The sequence below is a fragment of the Variovorax sp. 01T432 genome, assembly GCF_056398605.1.
Genome location: NZ_JBFTPS010000031.1, coordinates 51,359 through 76,603 on the forward strand (window position 1 = coordinate 51,359; position 25,245 = coordinate 76,603).

General features: G+C 70.4%; 25 protein-coding genes. 10 read left to right on the plus strand and 15 right to left on the minus strand.

The window, feature by feature from the left end; translation table 11 throughout:
• Positions 1-121: 121 nt before the first annotated feature.
• The 5 genes from AC1DNF_RS22175 to AC1DNF_RS22195 are packed head-to-tail and all read left to right on the plus strand — an operon-like array spanning position 122 to position 6,704.
• Complete coding sequence (locus tag AC1DNF_RS22175) at positions 122-1,441, plus strand: efflux RND transporter periplasmic adaptor subunit (RefSeq protein ID WP_478150785.1); 1,320 nt, start codon at positions 122-124, stop codon at positions 1,439-1,441.
• Positions 1,438-3,606 carry an ABC transporter permease gene (locus tag AC1DNF_RS22180; RefSeq protein WP_478150786.1) on the plus strand — a complete coding sequence of 723 codons (2,169 nt, stop codon included), beginning with the start codon at positions 1,438-1,440 and terminating at the stop codon, positions 3,604-3,606. Before AC1DNF_RS22175 ends, AC1DNF_RS22180 begins: the two co-directional genes overlap by 4 nt.
• Positions 3,599-5,080: an efflux transporter outer membrane subunit gene (locus AC1DNF_RS22185; RefSeq protein ID WP_478150787.1), complete on the plus strand. Its 1,482-nt coding sequence runs from the start codon at positions 3,599-3,601 to the stop codon at positions 5,078-5,080. The genes AC1DNF_RS22180 and AC1DNF_RS22185 overlap by 8 nt, the downstream gene beginning before the upstream one ends.
• Positions 5,077-5,886, plus strand: a complete 810-nt coding sequence (locus tag AC1DNF_RS22190; RefSeq protein ID WP_478150788.1) for an ABC transporter ATP-binding protein — start codon at positions 5,077-5,079, stop codon at positions 5,884-5,886. Before AC1DNF_RS22185 ends, AC1DNF_RS22190 begins: the two co-directional genes overlap by 4 nt.
• Positions 5,887-5,900: 14 nt before the next feature.
• Positions 5,901-6,704 (plus strand): ABC transporter permease, encoded by an 804-nt coding sequence (locus AC1DNF_RS22195; protein WP_478150789.1) that lies wholly within the window; start codon positions 5,901-5,903, stop codon positions 6,702-6,704.
• Here AC1DNF_RS22195 and AC1DNF_RS22200 read toward each other — a convergent pair.
• From AC1DNF_RS22200 to AC1DNF_RS22230, 7 genes are all read right to left on the minus strand, one after another.
• Complete coding sequence (locus AC1DNF_RS22200; protein WP_478150790.1) at positions 6,697-7,374, minus strand: nitroreductase family protein; 678 nt, start codon at positions 7,372-7,374, stop codon at positions 6,697-6,699. The genes AC1DNF_RS22195 and AC1DNF_RS22200 overlap by 8 nt on opposite strands.
• Entirely contained in the window at positions 7,371-8,429 is a 1,059-nt protein-coding gene (locus AC1DNF_RS22205) for an FAD binding domain-containing protein (protein ID WP_478150791.1), read from the minus strand. Before AC1DNF_RS22205 ends, AC1DNF_RS22200 begins: the two co-directional genes overlap by 4 nt.
• A gap of 2 nt (positions 8,430-8,431) precedes the next feature.
• Positions 8,432-10,768, minus strand: coding sequence for a xanthine dehydrogenase family protein molybdopterin-binding subunit (locus AC1DNF_RS22210; RefSeq protein ID WP_478150792.1), 2,337 nt, complete (start codon positions 10,766-10,768; stop codon positions 8,432-8,434).
• Positions 10,768-11,367 (minus strand): (2Fe-2S)-binding protein, encoded by a 600-nt coding sequence (locus AC1DNF_RS22215; RefSeq protein WP_478150793.1) that lies wholly within the window; start codon positions 11,365-11,367, stop codon positions 10,768-10,770. Before AC1DNF_RS22215 ends, AC1DNF_RS22210 begins: the two co-directional genes overlap by 1 nt.
• Positions 11,368-11,391: 24 nt before the next feature.
• Positions 11,392-11,895, minus strand: coding sequence for a hypothetical protein (locus AC1DNF_RS22220; protein WP_478150794.1), 504 nt, complete (start codon positions 11,893-11,895; stop codon positions 11,392-11,394).
• 9 nt (positions 11,896-11,904) lie between these two features.
• Positions 11,905-12,387 (minus strand): hypothetical protein, encoded by a 483-nt coding sequence (locus AC1DNF_RS22225; RefSeq protein WP_478150795.1) that lies wholly within the window; start codon positions 12,385-12,387, stop codon positions 11,905-11,907.
• 81 nt (positions 12,388-12,468) lie between these two features.
• Positions 12,469-13,299: a universal stress protein gene (locus AC1DNF_RS22230; protein ID WP_478150796.1), complete on the minus strand. Its 831-nt coding sequence runs from the start codon at positions 13,297-13,299 to the stop codon at positions 12,469-12,471.
• A 124-nt stretch (positions 13,300-13,423) separates the two neighbouring features.
• On the opposite strand from AC1DNF_RS22230, the gene AC1DNF_RS22235 reads away from it, so the two are divergent.
• Positions 13,424-14,026, plus strand: a complete 603-nt coding sequence (locus tag AC1DNF_RS22235; protein WP_478150797.1) for a nitroreductase family protein — start codon at positions 13,424-13,426, stop codon at positions 14,024-14,026.
• 15 nt (positions 14,027-14,041) lie between these two features.
• Here the strand turns inward: AC1DNF_RS22235 and AC1DNF_RS22240 are convergent, their stop codons facing one another.
• The 5 genes from AC1DNF_RS22240 to ppsA all read right to left on the minus strand — a co-directional run bounded on the left by AC1DNF_RS22240 (position 14,042) and on the right by ppsA (position 18,747).
• Positions 14,042-14,503 (minus strand): host attachment protein, encoded by a 462-nt coding sequence (locus tag AC1DNF_RS22240; protein WP_478150798.1) that lies wholly within the window; start codon positions 14,501-14,503, stop codon positions 14,042-14,044.
• A gap of 15 nt (positions 14,504-14,518) precedes the next feature.
• Complete coding sequence (locus AC1DNF_RS22245; RefSeq protein ID WP_478150799.1) at positions 14,519-15,172, minus strand: BON domain-containing protein; 654 nt, start codon at positions 15,170-15,172, stop codon at positions 14,519-14,521.
• 150 nt (positions 15,173-15,322) lie between these two features.
• Positions 15,323-15,790 carry a universal stress protein gene (locus tag AC1DNF_RS22250; protein WP_478150800.1) on the minus strand — a complete coding sequence of 156 codons (468 nt, stop codon included), beginning with the start codon at positions 15,788-15,790 and terminating at the stop codon, positions 15,323-15,325.
• A gap of 120 nt (positions 15,791-15,910) precedes the next feature.
• Positions 15,911-16,306, minus strand: coding sequence for a CBS domain-containing protein (locus tag AC1DNF_RS22255; protein ID WP_478150801.1), 396 nt, complete (start codon positions 16,304-16,306; stop codon positions 15,911-15,913).
• Complete coding sequence (ppsA, locus tag AC1DNF_RS22260; protein ID WP_478150802.1) at positions 16,303-18,747, minus strand: phosphoenolpyruvate synthase; 2,445 nt, start codon at positions 18,745-18,747, stop codon at positions 16,303-16,305. Before ppsA ends, AC1DNF_RS22255 begins: the two co-directional genes overlap by 4 nt.
• A 203-nt stretch (positions 18,748-18,950) precedes the next feature.
• On the opposite strand from ppsA, the gene AC1DNF_RS22265 reads away from it, so the two are divergent.
• The 4 genes from AC1DNF_RS22265 to AC1DNF_RS22280 all read left to right on the plus strand — a co-directional run bounded on the left by AC1DNF_RS22265 (position 18,951) and on the right by AC1DNF_RS22280 (position 23,579).
• A complete protein-coding gene (locus AC1DNF_RS22265) occupies positions 18,951-19,199 on the plus strand; it encodes a lipoyl domain-containing protein (RefSeq protein ID WP_478150803.1) in 249 nt (82 codons plus the stop codon).
• A gap of 18 nt (positions 19,200-19,217) precedes the next feature.
• The gene (locus AC1DNF_RS22270) at positions 19,218-19,547 is read left to right on the plus strand and encodes a cytochrome C (protein ID WP_478150804.1); all 330 of its coding nucleotides are present in this window, start codon (positions 19,218-19,220) and stop codon (positions 19,545-19,547) included.
• A 26-nt stretch (positions 19,548-19,573) separates the two neighbouring features.
• The gene (ftsH, locus tag AC1DNF_RS22275) at positions 19,574-21,430 is read left to right on the plus strand and encodes an ATP-dependent zinc metalloprotease FtsH (RefSeq protein WP_478150817.1); all 1,857 of its coding nucleotides are present in this window, start codon (positions 19,574-19,576) and stop codon (positions 21,428-21,430) included.
• A gap of 64 nt (positions 21,431-21,494) precedes the next feature.
• Positions 21,495-23,579, plus strand: coding sequence for a [FeFe] hydrogenase, group A (locus AC1DNF_RS22280; protein WP_478150805.1), 2,085 nt, complete (start codon positions 21,495-21,497; stop codon positions 23,577-23,579).
• Here the strand turns inward: AC1DNF_RS22280 and AC1DNF_RS22285 are convergent.
• The 3 genes from AC1DNF_RS22285 to AC1DNF_RS22295 form a co-directional block, all read right to left on the minus strand.
• The gene (locus AC1DNF_RS22285) at positions 23,576-23,758 is read right to left on the minus strand and encodes a DUF2188 domain-containing protein (RefSeq protein WP_478150806.1); all 183 of its coding nucleotides are present in this window, start codon (positions 23,756-23,758) and stop codon (positions 23,576-23,578) included. The two genes, AC1DNF_RS22280 and AC1DNF_RS22285, sit on opposite strands and share 4 nt — an antisense overlap.
• Positions 23,759-23,779: 21 nt before the next feature.
• Positions 23,780-24,304, minus strand: a complete 525-nt coding sequence (locus AC1DNF_RS22290) for a CBS domain-containing protein (RefSeq protein ID WP_478150807.1) — start codon at positions 24,302-24,304, stop codon at positions 23,780-23,782.
• A 296-nt stretch (positions 24,305-24,600) separates the two neighbouring features.
• Positions 24,601-25,236, minus strand: coding sequence for a dienelactone hydrolase family protein (locus AC1DNF_RS22295; protein ID WP_478150808.1), 636 nt, complete (start codon positions 25,234-25,236; stop codon positions 24,601-24,603).
• Positions 25,237-25,245: the final 9 nt, after the last annotated feature.

Here is a 25,245-nt window from a genome sequence, read left to right on the forward strand (position 1 = left end):
CGCGCATTGCGCGCCGTCAAGGTGGAAGCGGCGGACGCGTCGGACACTCGTGGCAAACCCGCCGCCTCGCCGTTCGCCACGGCGCTTCGGGGCGGGTGCAACCAACGCCGGACCGATCGACATGCTGATGGAAAACCAGGCACCCGGGCTTCGCGCGCCGGCCGCCGGCGCCGCACGACCGGCGGAGCCGCCGCCCGGAGGGCCTTCGCGTTCGGGCCGATGGTGGCTTGCCGGCATCGTGCTGCTGGCCGTGCTGGCCGTCGCGCTGACGGCCTTCTTCTGGCAGGGCCGCGCGAGCGCCGCCAAGGAGTACGTGACCGTCGCCGCGGACAGCGGCACCGTGGCCCCGACGGTGATCGCCAGCGGCACGGTCAATCCGGTCACCACCATCCAGGTGGGCAGCTACGTCTCCGGGGTCATCCAATCGCTGTCATGCGACTTCAACACGGTCGTGCATGCCGGGCAGTCCTGCGCCCGGATCGACCCCCGCGCCTACCAGTCGGCGGTGGACCAGGGCGTGGCCAACCTGGCGACGGCCCGCGCCCAACTGCAGAAGGACCAGGCCAACCTGGCTTTCGCCAAGCTCATCTTCGAGCGCGACGCGGACCTGCTCAAGCGCAGCATCGTTTCCCAGGAGACGGTGGACACGGCGCGCAATGCCTACCTGCAGGCGCAAAGCCAGATCGCCCTGGACGTGGCGACGGTGCAGCAGCACCAGGCCGCGCTCGATGCGGCGCGCATCAACCTGGGCTTCACGAACATCACGTCGCCGGTGGACGGCACGGTGGTGTCGCGCAACGTGACGCAGGGGCAGACGGTGGCCGCGAGCTTCCAGACGCCGACGCTGTTCCTGATCGCCACCGACCTGACGCGGATGCAGGTCGACACCAACGTCAGCGAATCCGACATCGGCCGCGTGGCCGAAGGCAACGCGGCCACCTTCACGGTCGAGTCCTTTCCCGATCGCCCCTTCAGCGGCACGGTCACGCAGGTGCGGCAGGCGCCGCAGACGGTGCAGAACGTGATCACCTATGACGTGGTGGTGAGCGTCCTCAATCCCGGGCTGTTGCTCAAGCCCGGCATGACCGCCTCGGTGCGCATCGAGACCCAGCGCCGCGACGGTGTGCTTCGCGTGCCCGACCAGGCCCTGCGCTACATGCCCAGCGGCGCGCCGGCGCGTGCCGACACCGCGCGGCCGGCGCAGGCGGGCGGCGCGACCAGGGCGCGCGGGGAGCGTGAGGCGCAGGTCTGGGTGCTGCCGGATGCGGGCAACAGGCAGCCCCGCCGCGTGCCGGTGGTGATCGGCCTGGACGACGATTCGTTCGCCGAAGTGTCGAAGGGCGAGCTGCATCCCGGCGACAAGGTCATCGTGTCCGAGCGCGCGGCGGGCACCGCGCGCGCCAACAACGCGCCCGCGAGCGCGCGGGCGCCCCGGCTGTGAGCACGCCTGCCGTCTCCGTCGGATCATCCGCGCCGGCCAGGGGCGGCGCGGCCGACATCGTCCTGCGGGTTCGTGGCCTGACGCGCATCTACCACGTGGGCGACACGGACGTGCACGCGCTCGATGGCGTCGATCTCACCATCGCGCGCGGCGAGTTCGTGGCGATCATGGGCTCCTCCGGCTCGGGAAAGTCGACGCTGATGGCCGTGCTCGGCTGCCTCGACCGGCCGAGCGGCGGGAGCTACTTCTTCGAGGGTACGGACGTGGCGCAACTGTCGGAGTCGGCCCTGGCGCGCATCCGCAGCGAGCGCATCGGCTTCGTGTTCCAGAGCTTCAACCTGCTCGCGCGCACCAGCGCGATCGAGAACGTGGCGCTGCCCCTGTTCTACGCCGAAGGCGCGTCGGCGCGTGGCGCCGAACGGCTGGAGCGCGCGCGCGCCGCGCTCGCATTGCTCGGGCTCGGCTCGCGCGAAGCCAACACGCCGGCCCAGCTCTCGGGCGGCCAGCAGCAGCGGGTGGCCATTGCCCGGGCGCTGATCAACGCACCCAGCCTCGTCCTGGCCGACGAGCCCACCGGCAACCTCGACACCCGCACCTCGCACGAGATCATGGAGACGCTGCTGCGGCTCAACCGCGAGCAGGGCGTGACCATCGTCGTCGTCACGCACGAGCGCGACATCGCCGCCTATACGCAGCGCGTCGTGACGATGCGCGACGGCCGCATCCTGTCCGACGAGCGCAACCCCGCGCAGCCGCCCCAGGCGCCCGCCGCCGCGTCCGCCGCGGCGCCCGACGGCATGTCGCTGTTCCACCCGCGTTCGCCGGTCGGCGCCTCGATCGGCCGTCGCGGCGGCACGGCCTGGGCCTTCGGCGCCATGATCCTCTCGGCCGCGCTGCATGCGCTGCTGCGCAACAAGATGCGCTCCGCCCTCACGATGCTGGGCGTGTTCATCGGCGTCGCCGCGCTGATCGCCATGGTGGCCGTCGGCCAGGGCGCGAACGAGGCGGTTCGCAAGCAGATCGAGAGCCTGGGCACCAACCTGTTCGTGGTCGTGCCCGGCGCCACCACCTCGGGCGGCGTGCGCTCGGGCTTCGGCAGTGCCTCGACGCTGACGCAGGCCGACGCCGAGGCCATCCGGCGCGAGGCCCCCTCGGTGGCCCAGGTGAGCTATCTCATCCGCCAGTCGGGACAGGTGCAGTACGCCGACCAGAACTGGACCACCAGCGTGCAGGGCGTGACGGCCAGCTATCCGCCCATCACGAACTGGCGCGTCGGCCTGGGGCGCGAACTGACCGAGGAGGACGACCGCGGCACGGCGCTGGTGGCGGTGATCGGCGAGACGGTCCGCAGGCAGCTGTTCAGCGACTACGAGAGTCCCCTGGGAAGCGCCATCATGGTGCGCGGCATTCCGCTGCGCGTGGTGGGCGTCTTCGAGGCCAAGGGCCAGACGGCCTGGGGGCAGGACCAGGATGACCTGGTGATGATTCCTTTCGGCACCGCCGAGCGCAAGGTGCTCGGCGTGGCCGCGCCCAGCCAGCAGGCCGCGGGCACTTCCCAGTATCCGGCGCCGCCCAATCCCTTCGGCGTGCAGCCGAGGCTGACCGGCTACGTCAACCAGATCTACGTGCAGGCGCAGTCGCCGGCGCAGATCCGGGCCGCGATCGACGAGGTCACCGCCGTGCTGAACCGGCGGCATCGCATCAGGCCGGACGACAAGGCGGACTTCAACGTGCGCAACCTGAGCCAGATCGCCGACGCCGCGGAGGGCAGCAGCCAGGTGATGGCGGCCCTGCTGGCGGTGGTGGCCTCGATCTCGCTGCTGGTAGGCGGCATCGGGATCATGAACATCCTGCTCGTCTCCGTCACCGAGCGCACGCGCGAGATCGGCCTGCGCATGGCGATCGGCGCGCAGCGCCTGCATGTGCTGCTGCAGTTCCTGGCCGAAGCCGTGTTCCTGAGCGTGGTCGGCGGCGTGGCGGGCATCGCGGCGGGCGCGATCGTGACCGAGGTGATCTCGCTGGTGGCCAGGTGGCCGACCGTCATCGCGCCATCGGCCATCGTCGGCGGCTTCGTGTTCTCGGCGGCCGTGGGCATCTTCTTCGGCTACTACCCCGCGCGCAAGGCCGCGCGGCTCAACCCCATCGAAGCGCTGCGCTATGAATGAGATCAGGCGCTCGCCGGGGCGATGCCGGCCCGGCCGCGCGCTCTGCCTTGTCGTCCTCGCGATGCTGACGGCGTGCAAGGCGATGGGCCCGGACTTCGCGGCTCCGGCGCCGCCCGCGCAGACCGGCTACAGCCGCTTCGACCCGGTGCGCGCCGATGCCGGCGACACCGAGCCGGCCCAGCGCATCACGACCGCCGCGCCGGCGGCGGACGCGAGCCCGCCCCGGTGGTGGCGCGCCTTCGCGTCGCCGGCCCTGGAGGCGCTGGTCGAGGAGGCGCTGGCAAGGAGCCCGACGATCGAGGCCGCCGAGGCGACGCTCGCCCAGGCCCGCGAGGCGGTGACGGCGGCGCGCGGCGCCCGCTATCCCCAGGTGACCCTGGGCGCGTCGCTGGGACGTGGAAACCAGAGCGGGGGCGGCGGCGCGGGCGCGATCAACAGCGCCGCCGTGGGCCCGGCGCTTTCGTACAACGTGGATGCCTTCGGCGCCACGGCGCGCCGCATCGAGCAGGCCCGTGCGCTGGCGGACCTGCAGCAGGCGCAGCGGCAGGCCGCCGAACTGTCGCTGACGGGCGGCACGGTGACGCAGGCCATCGCGCTCGCCGCCGCGACCGAACAGGTGCGCGCGGTGCGCGACATCATCGAGGCCGACCTGCGCAACCTCGAATTGGTGCGCCTGTCGGCCGCCGCCGGCAAATCGGCCGGGCTGGACGTGTTGACGGCCGAGAGCCAGCTGGCGAGCGACCGCGCCCTGCTGCCGCCGCTGCAGCAGCAGGCCAGCGCCGCGCGCCATGCGCTGGCGGTGCTCTCGGGCCGCGTGCCTGCCGACGCGGTGCCGGTCGCTTTCGATTTCAGCGTCCTCGCCTTGCCGGGCGATCTGCCCTTGAGCCTGCCATCCGCGATGGTGCGCCAGCGGCCCGACATCCAGGCGGCCGAAGCGCAGCTGCATGCGGCGAGCGCCGCCATCGGCATCGCCACGGCCGCGCTCTACCCGAGCCTGACGCTGACCGCGTCCTTCACCGCGGCCTCCGCCGGCAGCGGCACCTTGTTCGCGCATTCCAGCAGCCTGTGGGACGTTGCCGCGGGCCTGGTCGCGCCCGTCTTCAACGGCGGCGCCTTGAGGGCGCAGCGGGCCGCGGCCACCGATGCCTATGCCGCGCAGCTGGGGCTCTACCGGGAAGCCGTGCTGCAGGCCTTCGGCCAGGTGGCCGACGTGCTGCATGCGCTGGAGCATGACGGGGCCCTGCTGGACGCGCAGCGCAAGGCGCTGGATGCGGCGCGCGCCACGCTGGACCTCACGCAGCAGAGCTATCAGGCCGGCCAGGCCAGCTTCCTGCAGATCATCGAGGCGCAGCGCCTGTTCGAGCAGGCCCGCCTCGGCCACGTGCGCGCCCAGGCGCAGCGCTATGCCGACACGGCGCAGTTCTTCATCGCCATGGGCGGCAGCCCCATCGCCATGACACAGGCGACGCCATGACGCCCAAGGTCCTCGCGCTGGAGACGAAGGCGCTGACGCGGCGCTTCGGCACGCATACCGTCGTCGACGGACTCGACCTGTCGGTGTCCGAAGGGGAGGTCTTCGGCCTGCTCGGACGCAATGGCGCCGGCAAGAGCACGCTGATCAAGATGCTGACGACACTGCTGCCGCCCTCGTCCGGCAGCGCCCAGGTCGAAGGCCTCGACATCGTCCGCCAGGCCACGCGGGTGCGCGCGTCGATCGGCTATGTGCCGCAGGCCCTGTCCGCCGACGGAGAGCTCACCGGCTTCGAGAACCTGCTGGTCTTCGCCCGCCTCTACGACATCCCGCGCACGGAGCGCGCGCGGCGCATCGCCGAGGCGCTGGCCTTCATGGACCTGCAGGAGGCCGCCGACCGGCTGGTGGCCACCTACTCGGGCGGCATGATCCGGCGGCTGGAGATCGCGCAATCCATGCTGCACCGGCCGCGGCTGCTGTTCCTCGACGAGCCGACGGTGGGCCTCGACCCGGTGGCGCGCGACACGGTGTGGGCGCACATCCGCCGGCTGCGCGCGGACTTCGACACCACGATCTTCATGACCACCCACTACATGGAAGAGGCGCAGGCGCTGTGCTCGCGCTTCGGCATCCTGCGCGCCGGCAGGCTGGTCGCCTGCGGCACTCTGGCCGCCTTGCGCGCCGCGAGCGGCCGGCCCGACGCGACGCTCGACGAGCTCTTCGCGCTGTATACCGGCGAATCCGCCGAAGCCCCGGGCGCGTATCGCGATACGTCGAGCACGCGCCAGACCGGCCAGCGCTTGGCCTGAGAAGGAGGAATGCCATGAATGCCATCGATGCCGGCGTGGTGCTTCGGTCCGGCCGCTACCTGGCCAAGGTGGCGGCGATCACGGGCATGGACATGCGCAAGCTGCGCCATGACCCGACCGAGCTGCTGACGCGCGCGATCCAGCCGATGCTGTGGCTGCTGGTGTTCGGGCAGGTCTTCGCGCGCACCCACGCCATCCCCACCGGCGGGCTCGACTACACGGCCTTCCTGGTGCCCGGCATCCTGGCGCAGAGCGTGCTGTTCGTCGCCATCTTCAACGGCATCTCGGTGATCTGGGAGCGCGACCTGGGCATCGTGCACAAGTTCCTCGCCAGTCCCACGCCGCGCACGGCCCTGGTTCTGGGCAAGGCCCTGGCCTCGGGCGTGCGGGCCATGACCCAGGCGGCTTTCGTGTACGGCGTGGCGATGGCGCTCGGCGTGCCGCTGGTGTGGAGCCCGCGGGCGCTGGCCGGCGTGGTCGCGCTGGTGCTGCTGGGCGCGGCGCTGTTCTCGACTTTCTCGCTCATCATCGCGTGCATCGTCAAGACGCGGGAGCGCTTCATGGGCATCGGCCAGGTGCTGACCATGCCGCTCTTCTTCGCCAGCAACGCGATCTACCCGACCGACATCATGCCGCGCTGGCTGCAGGTGATCGCGCATGCCAATCCGCTGAGCTACGTCGTGGACGGCCTGCGCGCGCTGATGCTGGTCGGGGGCGTCAGCACCTTCGGCCTCGCCACCGACTTCGGGATGCTGGCGATGGTTCTCGCGGTGCTGGTCTGGGTGGGCGGCTGGATGTATCCGCGGCTCATCACCTGAAGGCGCGGGCAGGTTCAGGCGCGGGGGTAGCCACGGTCTGCGCGAAGGTCACGAACTGCGAGTCCGGCAGCTTCATCGCCTGCCCGAGCCTGGCCTGGTCGACCGCGCCCCGGAACACCGTCGCAAGCCCCTCCGAGGCGCAGAACAGATAGACGTTCTGGCCGATGAAGGCGGCGTCGACCGAGGCATAGAGGCGGCGCTCTTCCTGCGAGATGTCCGTCATGTTCTCGCCATGCGCGACATAGACGAGGTTGAGCGGCGCGGTGGCCACGAAGTCCTGCAGGCCTGTCAGCGCGCGCAGGTCGGCGCCCGAGTGCGGCAGCAAGGCGTGGGTCCTTGGCTCGTAGAGCCAGACGCCGTCGGCCATCGCCACGTACACGTCGATCACCATGATGTGGCGCCAGTACGGCGCGGTGCGGTCTCCGCTCGGGCGGTTGATGCCGAAGGCGGCCCACAGCAGGTCGGACAGCACCTGCGCGGTGGGCACCCGGTCGGAATACTCGCGCGTCGAGCGCCGTCGCTGCAGTGCCTGGATCAGCGGCGCGCCGCCCTCGGTGCGCGCGGGCGGCAAGGCCACAGGCTTCGCGGGCTGCGCCCGCGCCGCGCCGGGTGCGGCCGCGAGCGCGGCGCTTGCAAGGATGCCGGCTCCGGCCTGTCGTCGGGTCATCATCGATGCTCCTGGTTTCGTTGGGATTGCGGCGCGACGGCCATCAACAGGGCGCGGCGCACCAGCGTCTCGAACAGGGGCAGCTTGTAGGCGTTGCCGGAAAGCGGCGTGGCGCCTTCCAGCGCGGCACGCGCCGCCGTCCTGGCCACGCCGTCGCCGATGCGCTGGCCCACCAGCGCGGCCTCGGCCGCCCGGGCCCGGTGCGGCACGGGTGCCGCCGCGCCCAGCACGACCGCGGCGGCGCGGCAGATGCCCTCGCCATCGATGTCGAGGACGACGGCGACGTCGGCGAGCGGCCAGTCGAAGGAATCCTTCTCTCCCTGCTTCAGCTGGGCCATGCGCGGGTGCCCCGCCAGCGGCGGCAGGATGACGGCCGCCAGGATCTCGTGCGCCTTCAGGTCGTTCTCGCGGTGCGGGTCGGTGCCGGGCGAGACCAGGAAGTCCTCGACCAGGAGGCGCCGGCGCGCGCCCGCGGCATTCACCAGCTCCACCGATGCGCCCAGGGCCACGAGCGCGGTGGCGGCCGTCGACGGATGGACGACCGCGCAGGCGCCGTTGTCGAAGATCGCGTGGTACTGGTTCTCGCCCGCCATGGCGAAGCAATGGGCGCCGCCTTTTCGCAGGCAGCGGTATTCGGAGGCGCGGAAGTACCAGCATCGCGGACGCTGCAGCAGGTTGCCGCCCAGGGTCGCCACGTGCCGGATCTGCGGGCTGGCCGAAGCGCCTGCCGCCTCGCAAAGGATCGGGTAGCGCCGCCGCAGTGCCGGATGGCCGGCCAGCATGTCCAGCGTGACCAGCGCGCCGATGCGCATGCCGCCATCGGCCTCGTCGATCGCGGCCAGCCCCGGGATGCCCGACAGGCTGACGACGGTGGCGGGCGAGAGCAGTCCTTCCTTGAGGAGGTCGAGCAGGTCGATGCCGCCCGCCTTGACGACGGCCACCGGCGCGCCGCGCGTCGCGTCGCCTGCGGCGGCCATGGCATCGGCCACCGTCGACGATGCCCCCTCGGCGGCCTGCGCCAGCGTGCTGGGGCGGGTGAAGGCAAAGCGGTCCATCATGCTCAGGCTCCGGAGGGCGTGCGGCCCAGCGCGCCCAGAATCGCCGCCGGCGTCATCGGCAGGGAACGCAGGCGGACGCCGATCGCGTTGTAGACCGCGTTGCCGATCGCCGGGGCGGTGGGAATGTTCGACGGCTCGGCGATGCCGTAGGCATCCGTCGCGCTGCGGCCCTGGTAGTTCTCGAGCACGATGACCTCGATGGCGGGCGTCTCGCGCGGCCCCGCGAGCTTGTACTGCTCGAGGTTGGCGTTCAGCATGCCTCCCGTGTGCGGATCGATGACGCGGTTCTCGAACAGCGCATAGGACAGGCCCATCAGCACGCCGCCCTGCACCTGGCTCTCGATGAGCATCGGGTTCATCGGCCGGCCGCAGTCCTGCACCGCCACCACGCGCTCGACGCGCACGATGCCGGTCTCCGTATCCACGGCCACCTCGGCGAACTGCACGCCGCCCAGGTCCTGCCGCGCGAGCGCCGCGTCGTTGCCGATACGGCGGCGAAAGCCGTCGTAGTCGTCGCTGCGCGAGGCGATTTCGCTGATGCGCTCGGTGCGCAACTGCGCCGCGAGTTCAGGAAAGCCCAGGCCCCGCGCCGGCTGGTCGCGAACGAAGATGCGTCCGCCGCGCGCGACCAGCTCTGCGGGCTGCGCCTTCAGCAAGGGCGCCGCTTCGCGCATCAGCCTTTGCAGGATGCGCCAGGCCGCGGTGCGCGCGGGCGGCGTGATCGAGGCGGTGGTGCGGCTGCCGTAGGAGGGCGGGCCGGCCGGATATTCCGTGTCGCCGATGCGCACCCGGATCTCCTCGGGCCGCAGGCCCAGCACCTCCGCCACCACCTGGGCCAGCACCGTGCCGATGCCGGTGCCGATGTCCTGCACGCTCGACAGCAGCTCGACCTCGCCGTCGCGCGACACCCGCAACTCGCAGGCCGAGTTGGTCTGCACGTTGGCGCCCCAGAGCGACTGCGCCATGCCGATGCCGCGCTTGACCGGCCCGGCGTCGGCGCCCGGCGCATGCCGGCGCTCCCAGCCGATGCGCTGGGCGCCCAGTCGCCGCTCTTCGCGGCGCACCGGGCTGGCATCGATGCGGTCGCGCAGGACGAGCGGGTCGATGGCGAGGCGTTCGGCCAGCTCGTCGATCGCCAGCTCCAGCCCCCACGCGCCCGGCGTGTTGCCCGGCCCGCGCATCGCGCACCCCGGACCGGCATTGATGAAGACGTCGCTCTGCTCGGAGTGGAAGTTGGCGCACTCGTAGAGCGATTGCGCCACGTTGCCCACACCGGCGCCCAGCGTGACCCCGGCCGTGCCATGGCTCAGCAGCGAGATCGCGGCCAGCGTGCCGTCGGCCTGCGCGCCGATGCGCAGGCGCTGCCAGGTGCCCGGGCGGTTGCCCGCATCGATCTGCTCTTCGTGACGATCGAGAACGATGCGCACCGGCCTGCGCGCCTGGCGCGACAGGGCCACCGCGATGCGGCCGTGATTGCCCAGCGATGACTTGGAGCCGAAGCCGCCGCCCATGCCGTCGACCACCACCCGGACCTGGCTGGAGGCCAGGCCGAAGGTCGCCGCGAGCTCGGCCCGCACGCCGGCGGTGAACTGCGTGGATGCGTAAACGGTCAGGCCGTCCGTGCGCCAGTCGGCGACGATGGCATGCGGCTCCATGCAGCAGTGGGTCTGGACCTGCGTGCGGTATTCGCCCTCGACGATCACCCGCGCGCGCGCGAAGCCCTCCGCCACGTCGCCCCGCGCCGCCACCGCCGGGCCGCGCACGTTGCCCAGGAGCGGAAGCCCGGCCGCCGCGGGAAAGCCGCCCGGGTGGCCCTCCGGGGCCGATGCGGCGTCGTGCACCGGCGCGGAGGCCGGGTCGCGCGCGGCGTCCATGTCGGCGACGAAGGGCAGCGTCTCGTAGTCGACGCGAAGCAGGCGCAGCGCCTGCGCGGCGGCGTCCATGGTGACGGCGGCCACCGCCGCCACCGGCGCCCCGATGTAGCGCAGCGTGCCGGAAGCGTCCCCGGGCTGGGCGAGGACCTGCACCGCCATCACGCCCGGATGCGCGCGCGCCGCGGAGACATCGATGGCGCGCACACGCGCATGCGGAAGCGGCGACCGGAGGATTCGCCCGTGCAGCATCCCCGGGAGGCTGACATCGACGGTGAAGCGCGTCGCGCCCGTGACCTTGGCCCGTCCGTCCTGCCTCGGCGTGGAGCGCCCGATGACGGCGAGCGCCGCATTCGGCGGCAGGGGCGGCGGCTCGTCGAGCGGCACCTGCCGCCGCACCTCGGTCAGGCCGACACTCAGGATGCCTTGCGGGAATGCGGCCTCATGCGTGCCGCTGTCGGTGGCCATCATTCGCCCCTGGCGGCAGCGGCCGCGTCCAGCGTTGCCGCGACGACGTGAGGGTAGGTGCCGCAGCGGCACAGGTGCCCGCTGATGGCGGTCTTGACGTCCTCGGCGCCCGGATGCGGCTCGCGCGCGAGCAGCGCGGCGCAGCTCATCACCATGCCGGGCGTGCAGAAGCCGCACTGCAGCGCATCGTGGGCGATGAACGCGGCTTGCACCGGATGCAGCCGCTCGCCTTGCGCGAGGCCTTCGATCGTCGTCACGCCGCGCGCGCCGACCTCGATCGCCAGCATCATGCAGGCGCAGACGGGCGCGCCGTCGAGCCACACGGTGCAGGCCGAGCAGGCGCCGCGATCGCAGGCGATCTTGGTGCCGGTCAGTGCCAGCGGACCGCGCAGGGCTTCGGCCAGCGTCGTGCGCGGCTCGATCCACAGCGCGCGATCCGAGCCATTGACCTTGAGCGTGATGGAGACGGGCGCCGGCCCGACGACTTCCGGCCCTGGGGGCGACAGCTCCGCTGCGGTCGCGGCCCCCGTCATGCCGGCACCCGCCGCGGACAACGCGGTGCCTCGAAGGAAGGAGCGGCGGGACAGCGCGTGGTCCATGCGATGGACGCCGAGGGCGCGCGGCTAGCGCCGCACAGGCGGGGGAGGCGGCGGCGGAGCATATGTCTGCGGCGTGCCGCCATAGTTGTAGATGCCGTACTGGGCACCCGGGACCGAGTTCCCCTTCGAGTACATGCACTGCTGGTAGGCAATGTCGTATTGGCGCTGCGTGTTCCATCCGATGGCCGCGCTCTGGCTCGCGCCGACCGAGGCGCCCACCGCCGTGCCCACCGCGGCGCCCGTTCCGGCCCCGCGATCGCCGCCCATGGCGCCCCCCGCGATCAGGCCGATCGCGGCACCCGTGACGGTGGAGGCCAGAAGCGACTGGGCCGCCGCGTCATGGCCCGCCTGGCCGATCGAATGCGCGGCCCAGCCACGGCACAAGTCGTCGTCCTGCATGAACACGGAGAAGGGCTTGTTGGCGCTCGGCATGACGGCGACGCTGGGCCCCGTCGGCATCTCGACGCAGCCCGCCAGGGCCAGCAATGCAAAGGGCGCCATGGCGACGCGGAAGCGGGAAATGAACATCATCGACTCCTATTTGCCGGCGCCGGCGGGCGTCGCCGGAACCTGCTTCCAGCCCTCCGCGCAGATGGCGGTGTAAGGGTAGTAGGTGCGCGACGAGTCGCAGTAATACCAATACTGCGTGGGCGGCACCGGGGGCACGACTTCGCCGGGTACCAGGGCGCTCGGCGCGGGCACCCAGGGATTGGGGTAGGGATAGACCGGCCACGGATAGAAGTACCAGCTGCCGCCGACGACCCACCACCATCCCACGCGCCCGGCATGGCGCGCCTGCGTCCAGTGCCCGCCGCGCCAGACGCCCCAGTCGTGTTCGTGGAATCGCGCGATGTCGCCGTGCCAGCCGGGAGCGCCGCCACGGCCATGGCCATGGCCGCCCCCCCTTTGCGCCAGTGCCCCGGTGCAAACCGCCGAGGCGCAGACCGCGACGGCCAGCATCCCCAGGAGCTTCCGCTTCGGTTCCCCGAAGCGGGCGACGGGTTTGGACAGCATCTTCATCGGTGACTCCTTCATGCAGGGACAGTGTGCTGCGGCCGTCCGGGATTGCATTGCGCCAGATCAACCCGGCAACCGATCCGGTCAGTGGGCCATCAGCACCGGCACCGTCATCGACTCCAGCATGGTGCGGGTCGCGCCGCCGAGCACCAGCTCGCGCGCGCGGCTGTGTCCGTAGCAGCCCATGACGATCATCTCGGCGCCGCAGTCCACCGCCAGGGACAGCAGGCCTTCGCCCGCGTGGCGTCCCGACAGCCGGGCGCGTTCATGCACCTGCGAGATGCCGTGCAGCCGAAGGTAGGCCTGCACCTCTTCGCGGGTCGGCTGCATCTCGTCGTCGTCCTCGTCGACCAGCACCACCTGGCTCGCGCCCTGCAGGAAGGGAAGGGCGGCGGTCAGCGCGCGCGCGCATTCGCGCGTGGGCTTCCATGCCATGAGCACCGTCTTCGGCGTGATGGTTGCCGCGCCGGCGTAGGGAATGACGAGCGCGGGCCGGCCGCTCTCGATGAGCACCGATTCCACGAAATCGGGCGGCACGTCGAGAGCGGCCGCCTCATCGGGATCGCGCTGGCCGAGGAACAGCAGGTCCGCCGTCAGCGCCCGGCGCGAGAAGGTCTCGATCACCGGCTCGCCGCTCAGCTCCAGCCACTCGCAAGGCCGCGCGCTCACGGCCCGTGCCCGCTCGAAGGCGGCCATGGCGTGCATCCGGTGGTTGAGGTCGACCTTGCCGCCCAGCGGCATCGACGGAATGCCGCCCGCCAGGGGCAGCACCGGAAGGTAGCGCGGCTCGACGGCGAACATCGCGCTCACCCGCGCGTGGAAGATGCTGGCCATCTGGTGCGCCAGGCCCAGGCGGGTCTCGGCGCGCGCCGTGCCGTCGAGGTGGACAAGAAGAGATCGGACGGGGGTTGCCATGGTCATGCTCCTGCAGCGGGGTTTCACATACTGCGCGGCCCGGGAGCGATGGTGGTTGCGCCAGGTCAATATGTCGGCCGCGGCCTTGGACGAAGCTTGTCGGCAACCTTCAAGGAGCCTTCCAATGCCGATCATTCCGCTGAATCTCGAGACCGATACCGTCGAACTTCCGGCGCCATCGCTCCCGCCGCTGGTCACGCTCGATCAGGCGCTCAAGCGGCGCCGAAGCACGCGCTCGTTCATCGAGGACACCGTCTCGCTGGCCCTGCTCTCCTCCTTGCTCTGGTCCGCCTTCGGCGTGAACCGCGAGCAGGTGGGCGGCCGCACGGCGCCCTCGGCGCACAACTGGAAGGAGATCGACATCTACGTCGTCGTGGCCGAAGGCGCCTACCGGTACGAGCCTCGGGCGCACCGGCTCCTGCTGGTCAGGGCCGAGGACTTGCGCGCGCGCACCGGAACACAGGACTTCGTCGCCGGCGCGCCCATCAACCTGGTCTATGTCGCCGACATGGCCCGCATGGTCGAGGTCGCGGCGGAAGACCGCCCCTTCCTCGCCGGCGCGGATGCGGGCTGCATCGCCCAGAACGTCTACCTGTACTGCGCGGCGGCGGGCCTGGCGACCGTGGTGCGCGCGATGATCGACCGGCGCGCCCTGGCGCAGGCGCTCGGCCTGCCCGTGAACCAGCGCATCACCCTCGCCCAGTCCGTGGGCTACGCGAAGCCCTGAAGGGCAGGCAGGGTCTCAGGCGCTCGGCAAAGGCTTGCCGGCCGCCGCGGCGCGCAGGCGCTCCTCGATGTCGGTCAGGCCCAGCGAGGTGATGTCGTGGTCGATCGCCAGCTTGAGCTTCTTCTCCACCGCTTCGCTCAGATGGGCCTTGAGCTCGCCCATGAAGGGATTGGAGGCGAAGATCGCGAGCGAGTCGAATTCGTGGGCCGCCAGCCCCTTGTCCAGGCGATCGGCGAGCTCGCGCGCGAAGCGGGCATGCTCCTTCTTGCGCGCGTCGGTGCGCGGCTCGAAGCGATTGCCGCCCGGGCTGTTGTCCGTCGCCTCGTGGCCGGGGCGATCGGTTCCCAGCTCGCTGCCGCTCATGCGGCTCTCCTCATGCGTGAGGGTGTCCACCGGCACCAGGGGGTCCAGGGCGGAGTCGCGGCGAAAGAGTCGGGCCAGCGATGCGTTGGCCACGAGGATCCACTGATGCTTCATGTCGATCCTCCCGCTTCAGTCTTCGACGACCAGCTCGTTGAGCACCGTGGTGACGCCCGGCGCCGACCACGCGGAGCCCTGGACGGCATCGAACTCGGCCCACGAATGGACCGATCCGCGCAGGCTGACCTCCGAGCCGTTCACCACGACCTGGATGCGTCCGGCCTCGCGATCGGCCTGGCGCCCCAGGGCCTCGTGCAGGCGCTTCTCGATATCGGCCGGGCGGACCCGGGGCGCGATCTTGACGAGGTTGGAGACGCCGACGACGCCCATCAGGTTGCGCACCGCGTTCTCGGCGGCCTTGCGCTGGTATTCCCATTCGACTTCGCCGTTGAGCGTGACCCATCCGTTCTCGACCATCGGCTTGACCTTTCCGGCCGGCACGAGCGTGGACCATTCGAGGCCGCGTTCGACCGCCAGGGCGATGTCGGCATCGGTGCGTTCGTCGCCGGCGGGCAGCTTGACGGTGATCTCGATCGCAAGGGCCTTGACGCCCTTGACGCGCTGCGCGGCGCGCTCGGCGGCGTATTTCTCGGCATGGCTGGTGACGTGGCCGGTCAGCGTGACAACGCCGTCCTTGGCGGTCACGCCCACGCTGCTGGACTTGATGACCGGGTCCCAGTCCAGTTCGGCCTGGACGTCGCTTCTCAGTTGTGCATCGGATCTCATGGGGATTCCTTTCGTTGGGGGGAGGTGGCTCTCGCGCAAGCTCGCGGAGATGCGTCGATGCCACTGTAAGAAGACTCGGCACAAGCCGTGTTGCGCTGGATCAAGGGGGGGGCGAGGGCGGCCGCATCGCGCGCGGGCCGCCGCGCCGCCTCAGGAGGACGCCTGCGCGCCGGCGGAATCCTGGCGCACCAGGAGAACAGGCACGGGGCTGCTTCGCACCACCAGGTCGGCGTCGCTGCCGAGTGCCAGCCGGCTCACGCCGCGCCGGCCGTGGGTGCCCATGACGATCAGGTCGCAGGCGGCGGCGCGGGCCTCGTCCACGACGACGTCGGCGATGCGGCCCTGCGTGACTTCGCGCAGGATCGATTCGGCCGGCACGTCGGACGCGCCGGCCTGCTTCTTCGCCGCCTCGAGCACGGCCTGGCCATGCTCGCGCAGCTTCCGGATCGATGTCTCGAAGCTCTGGATGCTGGACAGCTCCACCAGCATCGGAAAGTCGTCGATGACGTGCAGCAGGCGCAGGCGGGCCTTCTGGTCCACGGCCAGGCGAATCGCTTCGCGCAGGCCCTGCTCCGCCGTGGGGCTGCCGTCAATGGGAACGAGGATGTGTTGATACATGGTGCTTCCTTGCCGGCCGTGACATGGATCCGCCCGCCGTCGGCCGGGGCCGGCAAGCCACCCGATTCTTCTGCCGGCGAAGGCGGCGGGCCTTGCGCCAGGTCAACATGCGTGGGCTGCTCAGCGCGCGCCCGCCGCGGGCATGAAGGTCCGCACGAAGTCCATCGAAGACACCACCCCGGCGATCCCGTTGCTGTCCGTCACGACCACGTGATGCACGCCGCGCTCCACCATCATGGCCGCCACGATGGCGACCGGCGTCTGGGCATCCACCACGATCGGCTTGTAGGTGCACATCTGCCAGGCGCGCGTGGCGGCGGCGTCGCGCCCTTGCGCATGGAAGCCGACGATGTCCGAGGCGCTGAGGACGCCGACGATCTCGCCCCGCAGGGGCTCCACCACCGGCAGCCAGGTCAGGCGCTTGTCCGCCAGCAGCGCCTCCACCTGGGCGATGCTGTCGTCCATGCCGGCGCTGACTACGGGGTACTGCATCAGGGAAGAAATGACCTGGCTCATGAAGCTGCTCCTTCTGGTTGTTGACGGGGTGCGCGCCCGAGCCGTGCCTCGACGGCGAGGACGTCGCGCGTGATCTTGAGCAGCGTGTCCGGCGTGACGCTCATGGCATCGATGCCGAGCTCGACCAGGTACGCCGCCACTTCCGGATAGTCCGAGGGCGCCTGGCCGCAGATGCCCACATGGCGGCCGTTGCGCCGTCCGCCCTCGATGGTCTGGCGGATCAGTTCCTTCACGCCCTCGTCGCGCTCGTCGAAGTCGAAGGCCACGATGCGCGAGTCGCGGTCCACGCCCAGCGTGAGCTGCGTCAGGTCGTTGGAGCCGATCGAGAAGCCGTCGAAGAGCCTGGCGAAGGCATCGATCTGGATCACGTTGTTCGGGATCTCGCACATGACGTAGATCTCCAGGCCGTCGACGCCGCGGCGCAGGCCGTGCGAGGCCATGGCCTCCAGCACGCGCTCGGCCTCCTGCACGCGGCGGCAGAAGGGGATCATCAGCTTGACGTTGGTCAGCCCCATGTCCTCGCGCACCCGCTTCATCGCGGCGCATTCGAGCGCGAAGCCCTCCGCGTAGGCCGGGTGCGTGTAGCGGGAGGCGCCGCGAAAGCCGATCATCGGATTCTCTTCCTTCGGCTCGAAGGCGCTGCCGCCGATGAGGCTGGCGTACTCGTTGGTCTTGAAGTCGGACATCCGCACGATCACCGGCTTCGGATGGAAGGCCGCGGCGATCATGCCCACGCCCTCGGAGAGTTCGCGCACGAAGTAGTCCGCCGGGCGCTCGAAGGACTGCGTGAGCCGGGCGATCTCGGCGCGCGCCGCCGGGTCCTCGACCTTCTCCGGATGCACCAGCGCCATCGGATGGACCTTGATGTGTTCGGCGACGATGAACTCCATGCGCGCGAGGCCCACGCCGTCGTTGGGCAGCAGGGCCGTCTGGAAGGCGGTGTCGGGATTGCCCAGGTTGACCATCAGGTGCGTGCGCGGGCGCGCCAGCGAGGAGAGCTCGACGCTGGTCTTCTCGAAGGGCAGCACGCCCGCGTAGACGCGGCCTTCGGCGCCGGCGGCGCAGGAGACGGTGACGTCGTCGCCGGTGCGGATGCGGGCCGTCGCGTCGTCGCAGCCGACCACCGCGGGAATGCCCAGTTCGCGCGCCACGATGGCCGCATGGCAGGTGCGCCCGCCGCGGTTGGTGACGACGGCCGCCGCGATCTTCATGACCGTGCCCCAGTCGGGCATCGTGGTCTCGGCGACCAGCACCTCGCCGGGCCGGAACTGGCCCAGCGCCAGCACGTCGGTGATGACGCGTGCCTTGCCGGTGGCGATGGTCGAGCCCACGGCCCGCCCGGTGACCAGGGGCGGGGCCGGCGCCCGCAGCCGGTACTCGTCGACGCGGTGCAGCGGCTTGCGCGAGGCCACCGTCTCGGGGCGGGCCTGCACGATGTAGATGTGGCCGTCGATGCCGTCCTTGGCCCACTCGATGTCCATCGGCGTGGGCGCGCCGGCGCGGCGGCTGTAGTGGTCCTCGATCGCCACGGCGGCGTCGGCCAGCGCCAGCACGTCGGCGTCGTCGATGCAGTAGCGGGCCTGGTCCTCGCGGGAGGTCGGCAGGTTGCAGGTGCTCTCGCGGCCGGCGGCCTTCGAGTACACCAGGCGCACCTCCTTGCCGCCGAGCTTTCGCCGCAGCACGGTGCGGTGGCCGAGCTTCAGGGTCGGCTTGAACACGTAGAACTCATCCGGGTCCACCGTGCCCTGGACGATGTTCTCGCCCAGCCCGTAGGCGCCGGTGATGAAGACCACGTCCCGAAAGCCGCTGTCGGTGTCGAGCGTGAACATGACGCCGCTGGCGGCGCGGTCGGAGCGCACCATCTGCATGACGCAGACCGACTGCAGGATCCTGAGATGGTCGAATCCGTTCTCGACCCGGTAGGCGATGGCGCGGTCCTTGAAGAGGCTGGCGAAGCACAGGCGCACGGCGTCCAGCAGGCGGGCCTCGCCGGCGACGTTCAGGAAGCTCTCGTGCTGGCCGGCGAAGCTGGCGGTCGGCAAGTCCTCCGCGGTGGCGGAGCTGCGCACGGCCACGGTCATGTCGGCGCCGTATTCCGCCCGCAGCTGCGCGTAGGCCGTGCGGATCTCGCGCGTCAGATCCTCGGGCAGGGCGGCCGCGTAGACGATGTCGCGCGCCAGCCGCGCGCGCCGCGCCAGGTCGTCGACGTCCTGCACGTCCAGGCCCTCCAAGGCCTCCCTCAGGCGCGGCACCGCGCCGGCCAGTTCCAGGGTGCGGCGGTAGGCGCCGGCGGTGATGGCGAAGCCGTTGGGCACCCGCACGCCGAGCGGGGTCAGCGCGCGGTACATCTCGCCGAGCGATGCGTTCTTGCCGCCCACGGTCGGCACATCGTCCGCGCCCAACTCGGAGAACCAGCGGATGAAGTTCGCTTGGGGTGGCATGAGGCTTCCTTTTCCTGCGTGCGCGCGCAGCTGATCTGAACACCCCCGACGCTAGTTCGACTGGCGGGGCGGGGACTTGATCGCGCGCAAGCGAAGGCGGATCGGCCGCGACGGGGCGGAAAGTTGCACGCCGGTTGCGCTGCGTCAAGCCGCCGCCGCCGCGCTTGCGCAATCCTGCCGGTTGTCACATTGAAAGGCTTCCCATGAGCGATGTCGTTCTGGACCCGGTGCGCTGGGAACTGGTCGAGCCCGGCGGCTCGGCCCTGGTCGACCGCTGGCTGGCGGCCGAGGGAGACCACGTGCGCGCGGGCCAGGTGCTGGCCAGGGCGAGGCTGATGCACGAGATCGTCGACATCGAGGCGCCGCACGACGGCATCCTGGAGCAGATCGCCGTGCCCGCCGGCGATGCCTTCGGGCGCGGGGACGTGCTCGCCCAGGTCGTGCGCTTCTGACTTGCAAGGAACATCGCCATGTCCATCCATCCATTGGCAGCCTGCATGCTGGCGGGCGCGGCCTTGTCTGGCGCTTCGGCGAACGCGCAGTCGCGCGGCGAACAGCTGTATTCGACCCATTGCGTCTCGTGCCACACGACGCAGGTGCACTGGCGCGAGCGGCGGCTGGCCACGGACTGGAAGAGCCTTCAGGCGCAGGTGGCGCGCTGGCAGGCCGTCGAATCGCTGCATTGGAGCGACGAGGACATCATCGCCGTGACGCGGCACCTCAACCAGCGCTTCTACAGCTTCAAGGCGCCCTCCGCGCCGGCGCCGGTGGCGATGCCCACGGGAGGGGGCCGCCCGTGACCGAGGACATGAAGAACTGGGCGAAGATGCACCTGGGGACCGTCCTGTTCATGGTCGCACTGGGCATGATGGCCTGGGACTACTGGGAGCAGAGCCGCAGCATCGAGATGCTTCCCTACAGCGCATTCGAGCAGCAGATGCGCGAGGGCAAGATCGCCGAGGTGACCGTGGGCGACACGATCATTTCCGGCCGCCTCAACACGCCCGAGCCCGGCGGCAAGAAGACCGTCATGGCGACGATGGTCGAGCCGCAGGTGGCCGAGCGCCTTGCCACTTTCGGCATTCCCTACCAGCGCCTGCGCGGCTCGACCTGGCTGCAGACGCTGCTGTCGTGGACGCTTCCGGCGCTGCTGGTCTTCGGCCTCTGGACCCTGATGGCGCGCCGCGCGGGCGGCGGCTTCGGCGGCGGCCTGCTGGGCATCGGCAAGAGCAAGGCGAAGATCTACATGGAGAAGAGCACGGGGGTGCGCTTCGACGATGTTGCCGGCGTCGACGAGGCCAAGGCGGAACTGCAGGAGATCATCGACTTCCTCAAGAACCCGAAGGAGCACGGCCGCCTGGGCGCGCGCATTCCCAAGGGGGTGCTGCTGATGGGGCCGACCGGCACGGGCAAGACGCTGCTGGCGCGCGCGGTGGCGGGGGAGGCCGGGGTGGTCTTCTTCTCGATCAGCGGCTCGGAGTTCATCGAGATGTTCGTGGGCGTGGGCGCGGCGCGCGTGCGCGATCTCTTCGAGCAGGCGCGCGCCAACGCGCCGGCCATCATCTTCATCGACGAGCTCGACGCGCTGGGAAGGGCCCGCACGGCCTTCCCGATGGCGGGCGGGCAGGACGAGCGGGAGCAGACCCTCAATCAGCTGCTGGTCGAGCTCGACGGCTTCGACCCGAGCGTGGGCGTCGTGCTGCTCGCCGCCACCAACCGGCCGGAGACGCTGGACCCGGCGCTGCTGCGCGCCGGCCGCTTCGACCGCCAGATCCTCGTCGACCGGCCCGACCGCATCGGCCGCGCCGAGATCCTGAAGGTGCACGCGAAGAAGGTCAGGCTGGCAACGAACGTCGACCTCGACCAGGTTGCCGCCATCACGGTGGGCTTTGCCGGCGCGGACCTCGCGAATGTGGTCAACGAGGCGGCGCTGATCGCCACGCGGCGCAATGCCGATGCCGTGACCCTGTCGGACTTCACCGAGGCGATCGAGCGCATCGTCGCGGGCATCGAGAAGAAGAACCGGATCCTCGGGCCGCGCGAGCGCGAGTGGGTCGCCACGCATGAACTCGGCCACGCACTGACGGCGCTGGCGCTGCCGGGCGCCGACAAGGTGCACAAGGTGTCGATCATCCCGCACGGCATCGGCGCGCTCGGCTATACGCTGCAGCGGCCCTCGGAAGACCGGCACCTGCTGCGGCGCGGCGAGCTGATCGACAAGCTGACGGTGCTGCTCGGCGGGCGCGCCGCCGAGATGCTGGTCTTCGGCGAGCCGTCCACCGGGGCGGCCGACGACTTGGTCAAGGCCACGAACCTGGCGCGCGACATGGTGCTGCGCTACGGGATGGACAGCGGCCTCGGGCCGGTGGTCTACGGCGAGCGGCCGTCCCTGTTCCTGGAGCCGACCGCCGATGGGGCCTCGACGACGGCGTCTTCCGCGACCAGCGAGCAGACGGCGCAGCGCATCGACGCCGCGGTGCGCGGCCTGCTCGAACAGGCCATGGAACGCGCGACCCAGATGCTGCGCGCCCGGCGCGAGTCGCTCGATCGCTGCGTGCGGGCGCTGGTGAGCAAGGAGACGCTCGACGAAGCCGAGCTGCTGGCCTTGGCGACGAACGCGGAAGTGTCCAACGATCCGTCGGCGGGCAGCGACGCGAAGGCGGGGCTGGCGCTGGCGCGCTGAATGGCGCGGCTGAAACAGAACCGGGGCTGCCGCTTCGATGCGGCCTGGAGCGAGCGGGGCTGAGGTGATCAGACTCACTGTCAACGGAAGACCCGTCGAGGTCGACGAGGGCGCGACATTGCTCGACGCCGCCGGGAAGGCGGGCGTCCATATTCCCACGCTGTGCCACCATCCCCGCCTGCCGTCCCACGCCGTATGCCGCATGTGCCTCGTCGATGTGGAAGGCGAGGCCCACCCGCAGCCGGCCTGCGTCACGAAGGCCAGGGAGGGAGACCGCTTCGCAACCGACGCCAGGGAGCTCCGGGAGTTTCGTCAGGCCGATCTGCAATGGCTGCTGGCGCGCCACCCGAACGACTGCATGCGCTGCGAGGTCAACGGGGCCTGCCGGTTGCAAGGTCTTGTCGACGAATACCAATTGGAAGATCGTTGGGAGCATATCCCCCGAGGATCTCCCGAGCATCCGGAGCATGTCCTCACGGACCACACATCGCCGAGCATCTGGCTCGACGCATCGAAATGCATTGAATGCGGCCTGTGCGTGGAGGCGTGCGGCGAATCGGGACAACGCCAGTTCGTGATCGGATTCGCGGAGCGCGGATCGGATCGCCTGCCCGTCACCGTCTTCGATCAACCGCTGGGCGACACCCATTGCATCTCCTGCGGCCAATGCACGCTGGTGTGCCCGGTCGGCGCCTTGATCGAGACACCGCAGTGGCGCGAGGTTCTTCGCACCCTCGACGCACGCAGGCGCGTCTCCGCGGTCCAGGTCGCGCCGGCAACGCGCATCGCGATCAGCGAGGAATTCGGAATGAAGCCCGGCACCGTGAGCACGGGCAGGATGATCAATGCCCTGAGACAACTGGGTTTCGATCATGTCTTCGACACCAATTTCGCGGCCGATCTCACGATCATGGAGGAAGGCACGGAACTCCTGTCGCGCCTCGAGAAAAGACAAGGGCTGCCGCTCCTGACGTCCTGTTGTCCAGGATGGGTCAACTGGGTCGAGATCAACCGGCCCGATCTGCTGCCCCATCTGAGTACGACAAGATCGCCGCAGCAGATGCACGGCGCCCTCACCAAGCGCGGGCCCTTCGCGCGTGGGCTGGGACCTGAATTCGCCGAGGGCAGGACGGAGCCCTATGTCGTCAGCGTGATGCCCTGCACGGCCAAGAAGGACGAGGCGCAGCGTCCCGGCGTCTCCGGCGATGTCGACCATGTGCTGACCACGCGCGAATTGGCCCGGATGATCAGGGCACGCGGTATCGCGTTCGGCGCGCTCCCGGACGACGGCGAATTCGATCATCCGCTGGGTGAGAGCACCGGCGCCGGGCAGCTCTTCGGGGCCTCGGGTGGCGTGATGGAGGCGATGGTGCGCACCGCACTGCATTTCATCGGCAAGGAGGACGCGCTACCGCTGGAATGGCATCGATTCCGGGGCGTGGGCCAGGGCGTGAAAACCGCCGAGGTCCCCGGCCTGGGCAAGGTCGCCATTTGCAATGGCATCGCCGCCGCGCAACGCATGCTGGAGACGGAGAGCTGGCGAGAGGAGTTCGTCGCCATCGAGGTCATGGCATGCGTGGGCGGGTGCCTGGGCGGTGGCGGCGAACCCAAGTCGATGGACCCGCTCATTCTCGAGAAGCGCATGCAGGCCGTCTATGAAGTGGACAGACAGTCGCCGCGGCGGCGCTCGCATGAGAACCAGGACGTTCAGGCCTTGTATGCGACGGAACTGGGACACCCCAATTCCGCGCGCGCTCTTGACCTGCTGCACACGAGCTATGCCGCGCGAAACTCCAGGCGATTGCTCCTGATGCGCTTTCTCGATGGCGTGGACAGGCGAGATGGCCGTGGCGCCGCCAGCCTGCTTCATCCGGATGCGTCGTGGTCGACCGCTTCGCCGTTCGGCGACATCCACGGCGCCGCGAACATCGAGGCATTCATCGACGCTCGCTTGCCGCCGCGCAGGCAGGGACCGGGATTTGCGCGACACCGCATGGAATCCGCCGCCGCGATCGACGATCTCACGGTCATCACGCCCGCGGGCGAGCGATGCAGGTTCAGCATGGAAATCGACACGCTCCACGAAGGCGGTCGATCCCGGATGGTGATCACGAAGCTGACGCGGGAAGTCCTGCCCCCAAGGCCTTAGACAAGCCCCTCCGGCCGCCTGTTCGCCCACTCCTTCGCCTTGGCGATCCCGATCCGGATCGCCTTGCCCTCATCGCAGCCCTCGGCGAGCAGCGCATTGGCGATCTCGATGGCCTTCAGCCGGACGAAGGGCGCCAGATGCTCCATGGCGGGCGGGTAGCGGAAGGAAGTCCAGGGCATGGCGGCGGCTCCGCGGTGGCGTCACGCCACGATGGAGTTCCAGCCCGCGGTGCCCATCGCCGGAATGCGCAAGGGCATCGGCCTGGGTTGCGGCGCGGCGGTGGTGTCGGCCACTTCGCGCTGGATGCCGCTGCGGATCACCCGGGCCAGACCGGCCAGTTCCTTGGCGTATTCGTCCATCAGGTCGTCGAGCGACACGATGCCGGTGACGCGCTTGTCGCCATCGGTCACCAGCAGGCGGCGCACGCCATGGGCTTCCATGGCAGCCATCGCGGCGGCAATATCGGCTTCCTCCGCCACGCTCGCGAGCTTTTCGTTCGCCAGCTCGCCGACCTTGATGGCGCGGGCGTCCAGGCCGCGGGCCAGCACGTCGATCACGAGGTCGCGGTCCGTGACCACCCCGGTCACGCACGGCCCCTGCGCCGTCTGGCTGGTGACGATCAGCGCGCCCACATGGTGCTCGCGCATCAGCGCGGCGGCCTGGACCAGTGTGCCGGTGCTGTCCACGGCGATCATGCGCCGGGTGCAGATGGAACCGATGTTCATGCGACTCTCCTTCGGAAGGTGGTGCGCATGGGTTCGCTCCCGCCCTGCGCGAAAGGGCATCCATCAAGAAGAAGGCCCGCCCTCCTTTCGGAACGGCGGGCCTGGCGAAGGTCCCCGCCCAGGCGCCTTCGCGCGCGAGCGGTCTGAGGTTGCCTTCACCCCATGACGTCGGGTGGACGTCATGAACTCCCCACGAGGGGGAACCCTCACTTGTCACTTCTGAATGTCCGGCTCTCGCCTTTCATTCGTCAGTGTGTTCACTTTAGTCCTCGGCGCGAGCCGCGCATTGACATGGATCAAGACGCGGCGACGTCGCGCAGATGTTCGAGAAACCACGCGCATGCCAGCCCGGCGACGAGCTCCAGCGCGCCCGCTTCCTCGAACAGGTGCGTGGCTCGCGGTATGACCTCGATGCGCTTCTCGCAATGCAGGAGCCCATAGGCCTCGTGATTGAGCGCGAGGACCTCGGTGTCCGCGCCGCCCACGATCAGCAGGGTCGGCGCGCGCACCTTGCCGAGGGCATCGCCGGCGAGGTCCGGGCGGCCGCCGCGCGAGACGACGGCCTGCACGCCCTCCGGCCGGCGCGCGGCGGCCACCAGCGCGGCGGCCGCGCCGGTGCTGGCGCCGAACAGGCCGACGGGCTGGCTGCCCGGCGCGGGGAGGGCGTCGAGCGCTTCCAGCACCCGGCCGGCGAGCAAGGGGATGTCGAACACGTTGGAACGGTTGTCGGCCTCCTCGGGTGTGAGCAGGTCGAACAGCAGGGTACCGAGGCCCCGCCGCTGCAGGGATCGCGCGACCTGCAGGTTGCGCCGGCTGCGGCGGCTGCTGCCGCTGCCGTGCGCGAAGACGACGATGCCGCGCGGCGGGTCCGACAGGCAAAGATCGCCTTCAAGGCGGTTCGGCCCGATGACGATGGGGGTGTGGTTGAGCATTGGGACGGG